Source organism: Pseudomonas putida, assembly GCA_041071465.1.
Taxonomy (GTDB): domain Bacteria; phylum Pseudomonadota; class Gammaproteobacteria; order Pseudomonadales; family Pseudomonadaceae; genus Aquipseudomonas; species Aquipseudomonas putida_P.
Map to the genome: position 1 here is coordinate 3,355,646 of CP163498.1, position 16,683 is coordinate 3,372,328.

Genomic DNA, 16,683 nt, shown 5'->3' on the forward strand with positions numbered 1-16,683 from the left:
ATGCCTGTTAGATACTGCGTGGCGGCCGCGCTGAGCGTGGCCTTGTCCATGGCCTGCGCTGAAGAACCGGTGTTCGATGACAACGGCACGCCGATGTACGAAGTGAACTTCGTCGATACCGAGCTTGGCGAGTTCATCGACAGTGTGTCGCGCATCACCGGCACCACCTTCATCGTCGACCCCAGGGTCAAGGGCAAGGTCACCGTGCGCACCGTCGACCTGCACGACGCCGATGCCATCTATGACATCTTCCTGGCCCAACTGCGCGCCCAGGGTTATGCCACCGTCGACCTGCCCAACGGCAGCGTGAAGATCGTCCCCGACCAGGCCGCACGCCTGGAACCGGTGCCGGTGGAGGCGGGCGGGCAGCAGGGCGAGGGCAGCGACAGCGTGGCCACTCGGGTATTCAACGTGCGTAACGCCGCCAGTGAACAAGTCCTGGGCATTCTCAAGCCGCTGATCGACCCACGGGTTGGGGTGATTACACCGTATCCGGCGGCGCATCAGCTGGTGGTGACCGACTGGCGCAGCAACCTGGAACGCATCGCCAGCCTGCTGCGCCAGCTCGACCGCCCAGAGGAGGCACAAGGCAGCGGCAGTACCCAGGTGATCTACCTGCGCCATGCCAATGCCGGTGAAGTGGTCAAGGTGCTGCGCGGGCTCAGCCAGGAAGGTGCGGTGCCAGCTGAAGCGCCCGGAGAAGGAGAAAGCAAGGACAGGCCGGTGATGGCCGCCTCCGCAGGCCCAAGTATCCGCTTGGAGTACGAAGAGGGCACTAACGCCGTGGTCATGGTCGGCCCCGACAGCGAGCTGGCGGCGTATCGTGCCATTGTCGAGCAACTGGACATTCGTCGCGCCCAGGTGGTGGTCGAGGCGATCATCGCCGAGGTATCGGACAGCAGCGCTCAGGAGCTGGGTGTGCAATGGCTGTTCGCCGACGAAAAGTTCGGTGCCGGTATCGTCAACTTCGGCAGCAATGGCGTGAATATCGCCAACATCGCCGGGGCCGCCGCCAGTGGTGACAACGAGGCCCTCGGCGACTTGCTGTCCACCACGGCGGGTGCCACGGCGGGCATCGGCCATTTCGGCGGCGGCTTCAACTTCGCCATGCTGGTCAACGCGCTGAAGGGCAAAAGCGGCTTCAACCTGCTGTCCACGCCCACCTTGCTGACCCTGGACAACGCCGAAGCGTCGATCCTGGTCGGCCAGGAAGTGCCTTTCGTCACCGGCTCGGTGACGCAGAACAACGCCAACCCGTACCAGACCATCGAACGCAAGGAAGTCGGGGTGAAGCTGCGCATCAAGCCGCAGATCAACATCGACAACAGCGTGCGCCTGGACATCGTCCAGGAAGTGTCGTCGATTGCCGACTCCAGCGCGGCCAGTGACGTGATCACCAACAAGCGCGAGATCAAGACCAAGGTCATGGTCGAGGACAACGGCCTGGTGATTCTCGGCGGCCTGATCAGCGACGAATTGAGCACCAGCAACCAGCGTGTGCCGCTGCTTGGCGACATCCCTTATCTGGGCCGGTTGTTCCGCTCCGATGCCAGCAAGAACACCAAGCAGAACCTGATGGTGTTCATCCGCCCGCGCATCCTGCGCGATGGGCCCAGCCTGGCGGGGCTCAGCGAAGACAAATACCGCACCTTGCAGCAGACCACACCGCTGCAATTGCCAGACCTTGCACAGGGCACGCCACTGTTGCAGGTATTTCCCTCCAGCCGCGCGCGCCTGGAAGGCGGTGACTGGTGATGCTGCCCTATCGCCAGGCACGGCTGAGCGGGGTGGCCATGGCTGCGACGGAGCAGGGTTGGCAGTTGTGGCTAAGGCCCGACGCCGACAGCGCGCAGTTGCAGGAGCTGTTGCGCGTGCATGGCCAACCCTGCGCGCTTGAATACCTGGAGCCCGCAGTATTCGATGAGCGCTTGGGCCAGCTGTACCAGGCCGGCGATGCGGCCACTGCAGCGCTGATCGAAGGGATTGGCGACCAGGTCGACCTGGACAGCCTGATGAGCGAGATGCCGCGCATCGAAGACTTGCTGGAAAGCGACGACGAAGCCCCGGTAATCCGCTTGATCAACGGCCTGTTCGGCCAGGCGCTGCGCCTGCGTGCCTCGGACATTCATATCGAGACGTTCGAACAAAGCCTGGTGGTGCGCCTGAGGGTCGATGGCCACCTGCGCGAAGTGCTGCGCCCGCCGCGAGCGTTGTCGGCGATGCTGGTGTCACGGATCAAGGTCATGGCCCGCCTGGACATCGCAGAAAAACGCCAGCCCCAGGATGGGCGCATCACTTTGCGCGCGGCGGGACGCGAAGTGGACGTGCGGGTCTCGACCTTGCCCGGCATCCATGGCGAGCGGGTGGTGATGCGGGTACTCGACAAGCAGGCCAGCCTGTTGGCGCTGGAAAACCTGGGCATGCCGGCGGCGGTGTTGCAGGGCCTGCGCAGCTGCCTGGCGCGGCCCAACGGTATCGTGTTGTCCACTGGGCCAACCGGTTCGGGCAAGACCACCACCCTGTACGCCAGCCTCAACAGCCTCAACGACGGCAGCCGCAACATCCTCACCGTTGAGGACCCGGTGGAGTATGCCATCGCAGGCATTGGCCAGACCGCCATCAACCCGCGTGCCGGGCTGACGTTCGCCAGTGGCCTGCGCGCCATCCTGCGTCAGGACCCGGACGTGATCATGCTCGGCGAAATCCGCGACCAGGAGACCGCACAGATCGCCGTGCAGGCCAGCCTCACCGGCCATCTGGTGCTCTCTACCCTGCACACCAACAGTGCCGTGGGCGCGGTGACCCGGCTACGTGACATGGGTATCGAGCCGTTCCTGATTGCCTCGTGTCTGCGCGGTGTACTGGCCCAGCGCCTGGTGCGGCGCTTGTGCAGTTGTGCCGTGGCGCACCCATTGCAACCGGCCGAGCGTGACCTGTGGCCAGAGCTGGCTGCACTGGGCAGCAGTTACCACGCGGTCGGCTGCGAGCAGTGCCAGGGCAGCGGATACATCGGCCGCCTGGGCCTGTACGAATTCATCGAACTGGACGCCGGGCTGATCGGCCTGTTGTATGACGGCGCCAGCGAACTGGCCATGCAGGCCTACCTCGGTGAGCGCCGGCAAAGCCTGGTGGCGATGGCCAGCGAGTGCCTGGCCCGTGGCGAGACCAGCCTGGCCGAAGTGCTGCGCGCGGTGCAGGGCTAAGGCATGCCGACCTATCGCTACCAGGCCGTGGACCTCGCGGGCAAATCGCACAAGGCCAGCCTGCAGGCTGACAATGAGCGCCACGCCCGCCAGCTGTTGCGCGAGCAGGGCCTGTTTGCCCGCCAGTTGCAGCGCCACGAAGCCGGTGTCCAGCGACCCCGGCGCCAGCGGCTTAGCCGCGCCCAGCTGTGTGAATTGACCCGTCAACTGGCCACCTTGATCGGGGCCGGCATCCCCTTGGTCGATGCCCTGGCCACCCTGGAACGGCAACTGCGCCAGCCCGCCTTGCACAGTGTGCTGGTGGCCCTGCGCGGCTCGCTTGCCGAAGGCCTGGGCCTGGCTCGCAGCCTGGCCCGGCAGGGCGCACCTTTCACTGGCCTGTACTGCGCGCTGGTCGAGGCTGGCGAACGTTCCGGGCGCCTGGCCCAGGTGCTGACCCGCTTGGCCGATCATTTGGAACAGGTGCAACGGCAGCAGCACAAGGCCCGCACTGCGCTGATCTACCCCACGGTACTGATGGGGGTGTCGCTTGCCGTGGTCATCGGCCTGATGACATTCGTCGTGCCCAAACTCACCGAACAATTTGCCCATGCCGGGCAGAGCCTGCCACTGATCACCTCGTTGCTGATTGGCCTGAGCCAGGGCTTGGTGCTGGCAGGGCCGTGGATGGTAGGGCTGGCGCTGATGCTCGCCGTGCTGGGTGGCTGGTTGCTGCGCAAGCCGCATTGGTGTCTGCGCCGCGACCAACTGCTGTTGCGCCTGCCGCGCATCGGCGGCCTGGTGCAGGTGCTGGAAAGCGCACGCCTGGCACGCAGCCTGGCGATTCTCAGTGGCAGCGGCGTGGCCCTGCTCGAAGCCTTGCACGTGGCCACCGACACCATCGGCAACCGGCGTATCCGCCTGGCCATGGAGCAGGTACGCCAGCAAGTGCAGGGCGGCACCAGCCTGCACCGTGCGCTGGATGCCTGCCAGCAATTCCCGCCGCTGCTGGTGAACATGGTCGGCAGCGGCGAGGCCAGCGGCACCCTGGCCGACATGCTCGAGCGTGTGGCCGACGACCAGGAGCGCGGCTTTGCCCGCCAGGTGGATACCGCCATGGCGCTGTTCGAACCCCTGATGATTCTGGTGATGGGCGCCGTGGTGCTGTTCATCGTGCTGGCGGTGCTGCTGCCGATCATGCAACTCAACCAGGGCCTGCAACTGTGACGACAAGGAGTATTGCCATGCAGCATCGACGTAATCGCCAACGCGGTTTTACCCTCATGGAGATCATGGTGGTGATCTTCATCATCGGCCTGCTGATTGCCGTGGTTGCCCCCAGCGTGCTGGGCAACCAGGACAAGGCCATGAAGCAGAAGGTGATGGCCGACCTGGCTACCCTGGAGCAAGCGCTGGACATGTATCGGCTGGACAACCTGCGCTTTCCCAGCAGTGAACAGGGCCTGGCCGCGCTGGTGAAAAAGCCGGCCCAGGAGCCGCTGCCACGGGCCTGGCGCAGTGACGGCTATGTACGCCGCCTGCCGCAAGACCCGTGGGGCACCCCTTACCAGTACCGTATGCCGGGCGAGCATGGCCGGGTCGATGTGTACTCGCTGGGCGCCGATGGCCAACCGGGCGGCGAAGGTCAGGACGCCGACCTGGGCAACTGGGCGCTGTAACCGGTGCGTGGTCAGCGGGGTTTCAGCCTGATCGAGTTGCTGGTGGTGTTGGCCATCGCCGGGCTGATGACCGGGCTGGCAGTAGCCGGGTTCGGCAGTGGCCAGGTCGGTGTCGAGCAGGCTCTGCAACGGCTGGTGGCTGAGACCCGCAGCCAGGCCGCGCTGGCCAGGCATGCCGGGCAATTGCGCGGGCTGCGCTGGAATGGCCAGCGCCCGGAGTTCGTCCGGCGCGAGGGCAATGCCTGGGTGGTTGAAGCGGTCGCGCTCGGCGACTGGCCCAAGGGCCTGCACCGGACTGGCCCGTCAGCCCACAGCCCCGCCTGATGTTCACCCCCCATGGCTGGGCTCAGCCGGGCAGCGTGCGTTGGCGCTGGGCTGATGGCGGCCAGCGCTGGGCGTGGGACCGCGATGGTCGTTTGCAGGTGGCGCCATGAAGCCGCGTCAGTGCGGCTTCACCTTGCTGGAAGTGACCGTGGCCTTGGCGATTGCTGCCGTGCTGGCCGTCATCACCAGCCAGGTTCTGCGCCAGCGCCTGGCGGTGCAGGAAAACCTGCAGCAGCACCGCCTTGGCCTGCTGTGCGCGCGCGAGCTGCAAACCCGCTTTGCCGTCGAACAGTATTGGCCTGCTGCCAATCAGGTGAATGGCGAGCTGAGCCAGGGCGGCTTGCCATGTCATTGGCAACTGCAACTGCGCCGTACCGGGGTGCGCGACTTACGCCGTGGTGAACTGCGGCTTTTCGCCGACCGCGACCAGCGCCTGCCGTTGGGCCAGTACACCGTGTTTCTGGAGCGCCCATGAAACGCTACCAGGCGGGCCTGACCCTGATCGAACTGATGGTCGCCCTGGCCCTGACCGCCTTGCTTGGCATCATGCTCGCCGCCTTGGTCAATGGCTGGCTCAAGGTGCGCGAACGCCTGCTGGTGACCACGCAGGAAAGCTCGGTGCTGGAGTTCTGCCTGGCCCTGGAGCGGCGGTTCGACAGCCCGGTACTGCGCCGGGTCTACGACCAGCGCCTACCCCTGGCCAGCCGCTGGCTGGACTGGCAGCCCGCCAGCCACCAGTTGCTGTGGGTCGCCAGCACCGGCCTACCCGCAGCCGAAGGCGGATCGCGCCTGCAACGCCAGCGCCTGCGCTTCGAGGCCCGTGAGCAGCGCCTGCTGCTGGAAAGTTCGGCCGACCTTTACGCCGCCGCTGCCCCTCGATGGATACAGCGTGAACGGCTCGACCGGGTCAGTGCAATGAATGTTCTGTACTACCAGGGCGGCCGCTGGCTGGCCTGGCCTTCCGATCAACCGGCGCACCCCGGCCGTGGTGTGCGCCTGGAACTGCAGCGTGATGGAGCCCCTTATGTCTGCACCTTCGCCCTCCCATGGGGGCGCTCATGAAACGTGAATGGCGGCGGCCGTCGGCCCAGCCATGGCTATTGCTGCGGCCGGGCGGGGTCTGGCAGTGGGCACTGGTCAAGGGCGGTATCGTGCAATGTGATGGGCAGGGTGAGCCGCCGGCAAACCTGCAGGCGCGTATTGCGTTGGTCCTGCCTGCCGAGGCCTGCAGCCATTTCCGCGTGCCGGCCCCGCCCGGCCTCAAGCGCGAAGAATGGCCGTTGCTGCTCGAAGACCGCCTGCTACAGGCCACGGATGAGGTGGCCTGTGCCTGCCTGGCCCGTGAGCCCGGGCACCTTCGCCTGTTGGTCGTGGCGCGTCAGCAATTGGACGACTGGCGCGGGCAATGTGCTGAATGGGGTTTGCAGGTGGAGCGTTGCTGGGCCGAGTTGCAGTTACTGCCATTGCCCGAGGCAGGGGGCGCCTGGTTATGGCAACGCACCCCCGGCATGTCCTTGTACAAAGGGCTGAGCGAAGACGGGCAGGAACACTGGCTGGCTTGGCCAGATGCCTTGGGTAACGCGCCGTCGCACCCGTGGGACGAGTTGCACAAGACATCGCTGAGCGGTAACTGGCCAACTGCGTTTGCATCGCTCGACTCACTGCCTGGCCTGTTCGATCGCGACCGCAAGGCGCGCGCTTTGCCGGTGCCGTCCCGCCAGCAACAGCGGCTGCTTGCGGCTTGCCTGGTGCTGGCAGCGGTTTGGGCGGGGCTTTGGTTGAGCCAGCAATGGCGCCAGGCGCAACTCTGGCGCAGCCAGGTCATTGCCGTGACTGGCGAGCAAGCCAGCCCCCGGCATGCCGCACAGGCACTCAAGGGCCTGCGCGAGCGTGCGCTGCAACAGCAACTGCGCACCCGTCAGCTGGACGACCTGCAAGTACGTTTGCAGGCCTGGATGCGTGAAAACCCCGGTTGGCGCCTGCAGGCGGTGCGTTTCGATGGACAACGCTGGCACCTGAGTCTGGCAGGCGAGGGCAGTACGCCGCCATGGAGCGACATGGCCGCTGCCGCTGGCGCCACGGTGCAGATTCAAGGCGACCAAGTGATCTTCGACCTGGGAGCGGCCTCATGAACCGGGACTGGCTGCAGCGTCATCGCTTGACGTTTGCCTGGGCATTGATTGCCCTGTTGCTGGCCTTCCTGGCCCTGCGCGCAGGCGTCGAGCAGTGGCGCGAGCTCAGCCTGTGGCGCGGGCTGGCCGAACAGGCCGCCGGCCTGCACGGCGGGCCGGGGTTGAGCCTGGAGCGGTTGCGCCAGTCGGCCCATGCGCGGCAGATCGAGCTGGCCGACGTCGATGCCCAAGGCAACGCCTGGCAGTTGCGCGGCGAGGTGGCCGATGAGCAAGCGCTGCAAGGGTGGTTGCAGAGCTTGCGTGCAGAAGGCGTTCAGACCTTGCAATGGGGGCTGGAGCAGCATGGCAAGGGGTTGCAGTTCGACGTGGTGGTGCAGCCATGAGGCGCGGCAGCGTGGTGTGGATGTGTTTGGTTTTCGCACTGACATTGCTCGTGGAACTGCCTGCCGATTGGTTGGCGCGCGGGCTTGGCCTGCCCGCGCGTGATGTCAGTGGCAGCCTGTGGCAAGGCCAGGCGCAGCAGTTGGGGCCACTCGGGCCGTTGCGCTGGACAGTACAGCCTTGGCGCCTGCAGGCAAGCGCACAGTTGGGCTTGCAGGGCCAAGGCTGGCACCTGCGCGGCGAAGGTTGGCCGTGGCGTTGGCGGCTGGAAGCAGCAGCCATGGGCCCCCAGGCAACTGTACACATGGATTATCGGTTGGCCGGGCAGTGGCAGGGCACGCTGCGTATGCAGGGGGCGGGCAGCGAGTGTCAAGCCAGCGAAGGCCGGCTGACAGTGGCTGATCTTGCCCTGAGCGAGCCATGGTCGCTGGGCTTGGGGCAGGGTTGGCTGGAAATGGATTGCCGCAGCGGCTGGCACCTGCGCGGGCAGTTGGCGCAGCCGGGGCAGCATCAATTGAGCGTGGATGCCGACCTGCCCGGGGGCCGGGCACAGGTGCTGTTCGAGCTGCAGCCAGAGGCGGCGTTGACCCCATTGTTGCGGGGCGCCCAATGGCTTGGGCCACAGGCACTGGTGGGGCAGCGAGACCTTCGCTGGTAGGCGACAAGGTTGCTACTGCATGGCGACACTGTCGATGCGGAAGCAACCTTGCGTTGGGTCGCGCTTGTGGCTATTGCTTCTTGCCCTGCACACTCGAAGCCCATTGCTCGCTGCGGCTATGCCCACTGGTTCTCAACAACCCAAGGTCCAGCGCATTCTCGCCATCCGCTGCCCCTTTGCCCTTGGCCATATCGGCGATTGCCGTGCCCAGGTCCACCGGTGAGTTGGACGCATCGATCGATACGTCCCGGCGATAGTCATTACCGCTCAGCGTTTCTTGAGTGATCGAGTCGGCGTCGAGCCCCACGGCGCCCCTGGCCGACTGCAAACGTGCCCCCACCAGATGAGCGTTGCCACCCACCTGCAGGTCGATACCATCGCTGCCTTTGAGCGTGGCCTGATGGGCCACGCTGTCACGCTGCACGTGCGAAACGTCGAGGCTTAGGGTCGGCGAGAGCCCTGGGTCTGCCTTGCTCAAGGCGGAGCCGGCTTTTTTCTCGACCTTGCCCCCCAGAGGCCCGGCCACCGAAGTGGCCGCGTTGACATAGCCCTGCGGGTTTTTCTCCTGGCTCAGCCTGGCATCCCCTTTGACGCTCAGGGTGTCGACGCGGTCCTTGCGGCTGGCGATACGCAGGTCACCGTCGATCACGCCACCAATATGCCCCGCTACCAGGGTGGCGCCTTCGATGCGGGTATCGCCGCGGCTTTGCAGGTCGATGCGCTCGGCGCGCAGGTCATTGGCATTCCAGGTGAGGTTGTCGCGCTTGTCGAACTCTACCTTGAGGCGGCCATGCAGGCCGCGGGTATCCAGCGCGCCCTTGGCCATGTCGAAACCGGCGCCGGCGGTGATGTCGAGGTTGTCGCGTCGCTCCTGGTTGGAAGAGGCTTCCACCAGCATGCCGCCGTTCGAAGCGTCGAGGGTCATTCGTTCGGTCGAGGCCTGAAGGCCTTGCAGGTGCAGGGCGATATCCTCGCGGGCGTTGCTGCTCAGGGTCAGTGCGCCGTTGCTGGCAAACTGGGCATCAATCGCCTGGTGTGCATTTTCTTCCTGTTTGCCGTGGCTGAAGTGGCCACCCAATGCTCCCCCTTGGTCGTGCCTGCCTTGACCGCCAGCTCCAGGCCGCCGCCCAGCTTGGCGCCTGTGGCTTGCTGGGTATTGCTGGCGGCCTTGACCCGCAGTTGGCCGCCGCTCTGCACCAGGATGTCGCCAACCTTGGCCTCGCGGCTGCCAATGCGGGTACCTTCGAGCAGCAGGTCGGCACCGCTGGTCAGTCGCACCTCGCCCTTGGCGTCGACTTGTGCCACTTGAGCCGTGCTCTGCGTGCTCAGCGTTTGACTGTGGTCGAGATAGCCACGGCCATTGACGCCGGTGCTGCCCGGACGGTTGCCAACTTTGGCCCAGGCATTGCCATCGAGCTGGCGTGACTGTTGTTCGGCCTGGTCGGTCGCCTGTGACAAGGTTAGAGAGCCAGCACTGTGCATGACCACGCTACCTTCGCCGCCATCGATGCGGGCCCCTTCGTAGCGGCCATCGCTGCCCAGCTGTACCTGGATACCCTGTTGCCCGTACAGGCTGCCGGGCACGGCGGTGCAGGCGATATCCTTGCTTTCCAGCGACCCTCCCTGGCCAGCGGCGCGTACGTTCAGGTCCTCGCCGGTGCTGGTGTCCAGGCGCACGTCGCCGCCATAGGCCAGGCGTTGCACGGTCACTTCCTGGGTGTTCTCGGCCGCGTGCATCTGGTGCTGCTGCGCCTCGATCTGCAGCGCGCCGGCGTTGGCCTGCCAAGCTGTTCCCTGGTCTGCGAGGGTGTCGGCCTTGACCTCGACCTTGGCCCCGGAAAACTCGCTCACCCGAGCCAAGCTGCGACGCTGGTTTTCCAGGCGCTTGAGGTGTTCGACGGTCATGTCGGCACCGATGCTGGGTGGCGCCATGGCATCTTCGGGCGAGGCTTGCTGGAAGCGTGCGGCTTCCTCACCCAGCACCAGGCGTTCGATGGGGCGGGTAAGGTCGCGGTACTCGACACTGGCGCCCAGGCTGGCAGACCAGTTGTCACGGCTTTGCTCATGTTCCTGGGTATCCTGCAGCGCGCGGTTATCGATGCGTTCGGCGGTCACCTGCAGGGAGTTGCCGGCCTCGACGTGCGCGGTCTCGGTGAGCAGTGCATCACTGCGCAATTTCAGATCGCCGCTGGCCTGCAACGCGCTGCGCTGCACCTTGCTCTCGCGCTCGGTCTGCACCTCACGGTTGTGATGGCCTTCGAACAAACTGCCCAAGCGGTCGATGCCGCCGGTTACCGTCAACCCGCCACCGCTATGGGTGGTAGTGGTGGTCGCGTCACGCTCATTACGGGCCGCACCCAGCGTCACTTCCTGAGCCTGTACGTCGAGGTCGCCGGCAGTGGCCTGGACCTTGCTGCCCTTGACCTGCAGGTGCGCGCCACTGTTCATGCCCACCGAGGCGCCCTTAAGCTCACTGGCAACCTGGTGGGTGGTGCGCTGCTTGCTGGTGCTGTTGGCGACCTCATATGCCACGCCAGCCGCGTACTGGCGGGATTCTGGCTTGCCATCCTCGGCTTCCTGGGTTTGCCTGGCGCTGGCCGTGAAGCCGCGTTGCTGGTCGCGGGTTTCGCGTTCATCGACCGATTGTGCACTGCCAATCAGCAGGTCGCCTTTGGCCTCCACTTGCAGGTGTTTGCCCGCTTCGACCTTGGCGCCCTGAATGCGCAATTCTTCGGCACTGGCCAGGCGCAGGTTGCTGGCCGAGCTGACGTCGCTGACCAGCACCTGCTGTTTGCGGTCTGTACCTTCGTGTTCGCTGCCAATCAGGCCGAACAGTTTGCTGTCGCTGGAGCGGTTGGTGGAGGTGCTGCTGGCGTGGTCTGCCTCGATGGCCAGCGAACCTTTTTCGCTGTAGAGCACGGCGTCCTGCTTGCCGTGCACGCTGCTGCCGGTGATAGCGACCTGCTCGGCAGCCACGGTGAGCTTGCCCTCGCTGGCGACCGTGCTGCCTGCAACGGCCTTGCCCTCGGTGTCCTTGCCTTGGCGATCACCAAAGAAGGTGCCCGATACCAGGTCGCCGCGATAGTCGCGTTTGGTTCCGCGTTCCTGCAATGTGGTGGTGCCGATGTCTGCCTGTTTTGCCTGGATGGCCAAATCGCCGCGGCTGTGCAGGCTGCTGCCTTGCACATCGAGCTTGCCGCTTGCCTTGATCGCCATGTGCTTGGCGCCGAGCGTACTGCCCTTTGCGGTTTCCTTGAGCTGGTCGGTATCGCTGTCACCGCGCCATAAATCCTTGCGGTGGCGCACCTGCTCTTCAGTGCGCTGGCTATCGATGCCGGCCACGATGTCCAGGCCGGCGCCACTGTCGACGATCAGCTCGTTGCCTGCGTCCACCTTTGCTGCAGCCAGGCGCATGTCCTCGCCAGACTGCAACAGCACGCTGTCGCTGCCCTGCAATTGACTGCCCTGCTGCTGTTGGTGAGTGGTGGTGGTTTTGCGGCTGTAGGTTTCGCGGGTGATGAACAAGAACTTCTTGTTCCAGCTGTCGTTGTTGTGCTCGATGTGCTTGCGGGTCTGGGCGTCCAGTGTGAGCTTCTTGCCGGCGCGGGCTTCGATGCTTGCGGCCTGGCCGTTGACCGCATCAAGTATCAGGTCATCGGCAGCGGTGAGTTTCAGTGTACCGCGCTCGCTACGTAGCTCGGTGGGGTTGTCGACGTTGCCGCTGATATGCAAACCGCCTGCCGATTGGATGTCGACGCCCTCGGTGCCCATGACCTGTGATGCCCCCATGCGCACTCCCGCGCCTTCGGCAGTGCTCACCACACGGATACGCCCAGCGCGCATTGCACCGAACAGGCTGGCATCAATGCTCGAAGAGGGGCTGGGCAGGTGTTCCACAACGTCGCCACTGCGACTGTCCACACGGTTGCGACCAACCGTGATGTTGAGCGCTTCGCCGGCCGTGAGCAGGCCTTTGCTGTCCACGCGCGGTGCAATCAGCTCGAGCGCGCCACTGGCATTGCTCTGGCCATTTTCCAGTACCTGGAGGGTGCTGCTGGCCGTGAGTGTGTCCAGGTATTTGAGCTGCTGCTCTTCGAAAGCCGGGGTTCCCACCACGAAGCCAGCACGGGTGGTGTTGATGAAGCTGCCGCCATTGAGGGTGATGCCATTGGGGTTGGCCAGGATGTAGTCGGCCGGGCGCCCGAAGATTTCCTGTGGCCCTTCGATCAAGGAGGCGTTGCGGCTGACCACTTCGTTGAGGATGGTCGAGGCGGCCTGGCCCTGAAACTGCGGGTTGGCCGCCAGGGCACCGGCCAGCTGCGACCGCCCGGCCTCGGTGGCGTTGTTCAACACCAAGCCAGGGGTGCCAACGTTGTAGTCGATGAACTGGTTGTGCGACAGCCCGCTGGCGTTGGGCGGCACGATGTCGATGACCGGTACCCCATGGCCGTTGTGGATGATCGGGGTGCCTGCCGGGCCGGCTGTTGCATCCAGGCCGTTCTGGGCCAGAGCGGCGCTGGGGCCCAGCAACGTGAGGAAGATGGACCAGCGCAAGATATTTGGGCGGATAGGTGGTAACTGCGAGAGTGTTTGCATTTTCTCGTTCTCTTTGTTGTGGGTGAATCAGATGTTCAGGGTCCAGTCCATTACCCAGAAGCCGGGCTCCAGCAGTGGGCGGGGCAGGTCGCTGGTGTACAAGGCGCGTTGATAGTCCAGGCGCAGGCGACTGCCGGGCAGGCTCAGTTCCAGCCCAGCGGCGGCCCCGGCCAGGCGCTGTGACGGTTTGCCTTCGGCCGTGCGGGCCCAGCCCAGGTCCAGGCCGATGTAGGGGCGTACCTCGATGGGATAGGCCCAGGTCAGGGGCAGCGGTTGGCTGAGCGTGTTGCGCCAAACCGCGCTGCTGGCGCCGGAGTAGGTGCGCTGGCGAAAGCCGCGCACAGCCGAGTCGTCACTGACCAGCAACTGTTCGACGGCAGGCAAGGGGTCATGGCTGTACTGCACACCCAGCTCGCTCTGCCAGCGCCACGGGGCAGGGGCCGGGCCCTGACGCAAATGCAGCAGGTTGGCGCGGTACTTGCGAAAGTTCGGGCGCAGGCGTTGCGCACCCAGCGGCGAGCGGTCAGCGCCCAGGGCGTCGATGCCTTGAGCAACCCCGAAGTAGCCATTCCACAAGCCCTCTTCGAGCCACAACAGGTTGATACCGGCCTCTACCGAGGCCAGTGTCGGGCTCTGCTGGACGATGACCGCGCCAGCGCTGCGGTTGATCAGTTGCTTGCGGTCCAGGCGGATGCTGGCGCTGAGCATGCCTTGCTGGTTGCGCCACAACACCCGCTCGACACTCAGGCCCTGGTAACTGCTGCTGCCGTCGGCCGCCTTGTCGCTGTGGGGAAGTGGCGCCCGGTAGCGTAGCTGGCTGGCGCTGAGCGCAACGGTCCAGGCGCCGTAGGGGATGCTGTAGTACAGCGACACACCCTGGCTTTGCCCAGGCGCTTCGAGCACCGTTGTGGTCATCGACAGGCGCAGGTCGTCATTGATGCCCAAAGGGCTGTCCAGGCCAATGCCGAGGTTGATGCGGTGGCGGCCGGTCAATTCGCTGCCACGGTTGTCGAAGCGGCTGTCCAGGTGCCAGCGTGAAGCCACTTTGTGTGGCTGCACGACAACGCGGGTACCGCCCTGCAGTTCGCCGGGCAGCAGAGCGGCACCCAGCTCGTAGGCGCGCAGGCGGTTGAGTTGGTCCAGGCCTTGCTCAAGGTCCGGCAGGTACAGGGGCTGCCCAAGCAGGCCGGGGAATGCATTGGCGAGGGACAAGGGTAGGTCGGGGCCTGCCAGTTCAATGGACTCGACAAAGCCTTCGACAATGACGATATCCAACGGTGCACCGTCTTCTGGCAGTTGCCGCAGGTAAGGCCGGCTGGTCGGGTAGCCGGCCTGCACGTAGCGCAGGGTGATGGCTTTCAGTAGCCGGTTGATGTCGGCGATGCCCATGCAGGCAGGGGTGAGGGCACGGATGGTTGGCGCCAGCGCTGGGTTCGAAAGCTGCTGGTTGCCGGCCACGCGCACGCCATCGACGGCCCAGCAGCGAGCGTGGTGCGGGAGGGCGGCAGTGGTGTCGCTGGGGGCGGTTGGGGCGGGTATACGCTGCCAGCGCTCAAGACGCTGCTGTTGCTCCAGCTGTCGCAGCCCATGCTGTTGGTCGCGCAACTGCTGGCTGGCTGGGTCGTCGGCCAGCGCCTGGGTGATGGACAGCACGCCTGACAGGCAAAAGGCTGGCAGCCAACGGGCGATGCGGTGAATCAGGCACGGCATTGAAGCACCCCGCAAATGATGTACGGTTTTCGTACTCGTCTGCGTGGATGCTAAGAATTAAGTCATTCGCCTGGATGCAGTACCCTGCCTAAGCGCTTGTCAGGCAAGTTCTCGCAAAGTCGCGGGAAGATTCCTACAACCTTTGCTGGAAGGCCCTATATCAGGGCCGGATCTCGATCAGCGTCCCATCGCGTACCAGTTCCCATACTTCCTGCATGTCGCGGTTACGCATGGCAATGCAGCCATCGGTCCAGTCCAGGGTATGGAAGTACCATTCCGGGTATTCATCGTTGATCGGCGTGCCATGGATCATGATCATGCTGCCGGCACTCACCCCTTCACGGGTAGCGCGGGCGGCATCGCTGATGTTCGGGTAGTTGATGTGCATGGCCAGGTTGAAGCGGTCGCTCTGCTTGCGCCAGTCCAGCCAGTACAAACCCTCGGGGGTTTTCTTGTCGCCCTCGCGCTCCTTGGCGCCCTTGGGCTGCTTGCCAAGCGAGATACGGTAGGTTTTCAGCGGCTCGCCACGGCTGATCAACTGCAGGCGGCGCTCGGACTTGATTACCAGCACCTTGTCGATCAACGGCTGCATGGCCTGCTGCGAAGGCGAGGGCGTTTGCGCTGCCGGCACGGGCTTGCGGATGATGGTCTCGGTGAAGGCCGCTTGGGACACCGAGGTAACGCAAAGGCAGAAAAGGGCAAGCAACCAGCGCATGTAACGGTATCCCTGAAGGCTTCTTCTATGTAGAGGTGGTGGTCGTGACGCTCATCGGCGGCAGGTATTCATGACCTATGGGGTAATGCTGCCCGAGGCGGTCGCGATAGTAGCATTCTAGTGTGCGCGTGACGGTGCGGAAAGCCAGCTCGCCCCACGGTATCTCATGTTCTTCGAACAAGCGCACCTCCAGGCTTTCGACACCGACGGCGAAGTCCAGGTCCGTCAATTCGGCGCGGAAGAACACATGCACCTGGTTGATGTGCGGCAAATCGAACAGTTGATACAGCGACGTTGGCCCGACCCTGGCGCAGGCTTCCTCGACGGTTTCGCGACGGGCGGCCTGGTCGAGGGTTTCGCCGTTTTCCATGAAACCGGCGGGCAGGGTCCAGAAGCCCCGACGCGGCTCGATGGCGCGCCGGCACAGCAGCACCTGGCTGCCCCAGGTCGGCAATACACCGGCAACGATATTGGGGTTTTGGTAGTGGATGGTCTGGCAAGACTCGCAGACATACCGCAGGCGGCTGTCGCCCTGGGGGATCTGTTGAGTGACCGGTTGGCCGCACGCGCTGCAGAATTTCATGTGTAGATCCTTATGTTCACGGCTATCTTGGCGCGGCCACCGTGCCGCCGCAAGCGCTGGGGCTTGGGTGCTTCGCGGCTTTCGTGCATCATGCAAGACAGGCCTTGGACATGAGCGTGCGCAATGCTGGACGAGCTACTTCGCCGAATGAGCAACCATCACCCCGCATCACTGGAAACCGACCGACGGTTTCCCGAAGCGGCGGTTCTCTTGCCCATTACCCGCAGCGAAGCGCCCGAACTGGTATTGACCCTGCGCGCCAAGGGGCTGTCTACCCACGGCGGTGAAGTCGCCTTTCCCGGTGGTCGGCGTGACCCGGAAGACCCAGACCTGGTATTTACCGCCCTGCGTGAAGCCGAGGAAGAGATCGGCCTGCCGCCTGGCCTGGTAGAGGTGATCGGCCCGCTCAGCCCGCTTATTTCACTGCATGGCCTGAAAGTGACACCATTCGTCGGGCTTATCCCCGACTTCGTCGAATACCGCGCCAACGACGCCGAAATCGCGGCAGTATTCACCGTACCGCTGGAGTTCTTCCGGCAGGACCCGCGTGACCATACCCACCGTATCGATTACCAGGGACGTAGCTGGTATGTGCCAAGCTATCGCTACGGTGAATACAAGATCTGGGGGTTGTCGGCGATCATGATCGTCGAGCTGGTCAACGTGCTGTTCGATGCCGGCATCAGCTTGCACCAGCCCCCTGAGCGTTACATCAAAAACTGA

General features: G+C 64.7%; 13 protein-coding genes and 2 pseudogenes. 11 read left to right on the top strand and 4 right to left on the bottom strand.

Annotated features, from left to right (window positions below):
• The 10 genes and pseudogenes from gspD (at position 1) to gspN (ending at position 8,356) form a co-directional block, all read left to right on the top strand.
• Positions 1-1,755 carry a type II secretion system secretin GspD gene (gene gspD / locus AB5975_15485; protein ID XDR18098.1) on the top strand — a complete coding sequence of 585 codons (1,755 nt, stop codon included), beginning with the start codon at positions 1-3 and terminating at the stop codon, positions 1,753-1,755.
• Positions 1,755-3,203 (top strand): GspE/PulE family protein, encoded by a 1,449-nt coding sequence (locus AB5975_15490; GenBank protein ID XDR22978.1) that lies wholly within the window; start codon positions 1,755-1,757, stop codon positions 3,201-3,203. Before gspD ends, AB5975_15490 begins: the two co-directional genes overlap by 1 nt.
• Before the next feature lie 3 nt (positions 3,204-3,206).
• Positions 3,207-4,409 carry a type II secretion system inner membrane protein GspF gene (gspF, locus tag AB5975_15495; GenBank protein ID XDR18099.1) on the top strand — a complete coding sequence of 401 codons (1,203 nt, stop codon included), beginning with the start codon at positions 3,207-3,209 and terminating at the stop codon, positions 4,407-4,409.
• Between the two features lie 17 nt (positions 4,410-4,426).
• The gene (gspG, locus tag AB5975_15500; GenBank protein ID XDR18100.1) at positions 4,427-4,861 is read left to right on the top strand and encodes a type II secretion system major pseudopilin GspG; all 435 of its coding nucleotides are present in this window, start codon (positions 4,427-4,429) and stop codon (positions 4,859-4,861) included.
• A 3-nt stretch (positions 4,862-4,864) separates the two neighbouring features.
• A pseudogene (gspH, locus tag AB5975_15505) lies at positions 4,865-5,295 on the top strand (type II secretion system minor pseudopilin GspH).
• Complete coding sequence (locus AB5975_15510; protein XDR18101.1) at positions 5,292-5,660, top strand: type II secretion system protein GspI; 369 nt, start codon at positions 5,292-5,294, stop codon at positions 5,658-5,660. The pseudogene gspH and the gene AB5975_15510 overlap by 4 nt, the downstream one beginning before the upstream one ends.
• Entirely contained in the window at positions 5,657-6,247 is a 591-nt protein-coding gene (locus AB5975_15515) for a prepilin-type N-terminal cleavage/methylation domain-containing protein (protein ID XDR18102.1), read from the top strand. Before AB5975_15510 ends, AB5975_15515 begins: the two co-directional genes overlap by 4 nt.
• Positions 6,244-7,317: a type II secretion system protein GspL gene (gene gspL / locus AB5975_15520; GenBank protein XDR18103.1), complete on the top strand. Its 1,074-nt coding sequence runs from the start codon at positions 6,244-6,246 to the stop codon at positions 7,315-7,317. Before AB5975_15515 ends, gspL begins: the two co-directional genes overlap by 4 nt.
• Positions 7,314-7,700 carry a type II secretion system protein GspM gene (gene gspM / locus AB5975_15525; GenBank protein ID XDR18104.1) on the top strand — a complete coding sequence of 129 codons (387 nt, stop codon included), beginning with the start codon at positions 7,314-7,316 and terminating at the stop codon, positions 7,698-7,700. The genes gspL and gspM overlap by 4 nt, the downstream gene beginning before the upstream one ends.
• A complete protein-coding gene (gene gspN / locus AB5975_15530) occupies positions 7,697-8,356 on the top strand; it encodes a type II secretion system protein N (protein XDR18105.1) in 660 nt (219 codons plus the stop codon). Before gspM ends, gspN begins: the two co-directional genes overlap by 4 nt.
• 70 nt (positions 8,357-8,426) lie before the next feature.
• Here gspN and AB5975_15535 read toward each other — a convergent pair.
• From AB5975_15535 to AB5975_15550, 4 genes and pseudogenes are all read right to left on the bottom strand, one after another.
• A pseudogene (locus AB5975_15535) lies at positions 8,427-12,952 on the bottom strand (hemagglutinin repeat-containing protein).
• A gap of 27 nt (positions 12,953-12,979) precedes the next feature.
• Positions 12,980-14,662 (bottom strand): ShlB/FhaC/HecB family hemolysin secretion/activation protein, encoded by a 1,683-nt coding sequence (locus AB5975_15540; GenBank protein ID XDR18106.1) that lies wholly within the window; start codon positions 14,660-14,662, stop codon positions 12,980-12,982.
• Between the two features lie 160 nt (positions 14,663-14,822).
• Complete coding sequence (locus AB5975_15545; protein XDR18107.1) at positions 14,823-15,377, bottom strand: murein L,D-transpeptidase family protein; 555 nt, start codon at positions 15,375-15,377, stop codon at positions 14,823-14,825.
• Positions 15,378-15,402: 25 nt separating this feature from the next.
• A complete protein-coding gene (locus tag AB5975_15550; protein XDR18108.1) occupies positions 15,403-15,960 on the bottom strand; it encodes an NUDIX hydrolase in 558 nt (185 codons plus the stop codon).
• 123 nt (positions 15,961-16,083) lie between these two features.
• Between AB5975_15550 and AB5975_15555 the strand changes: the two genes are divergently transcribed.
• On the top strand, positions 16,084-16,683 hold the full coding sequence (locus AB5975_15555; GenBank protein ID XDR18109.1) for a CoA pyrophosphatase: 600 nt from the start codon (positions 16,084-16,086) through the stop codon (positions 16,681-16,683).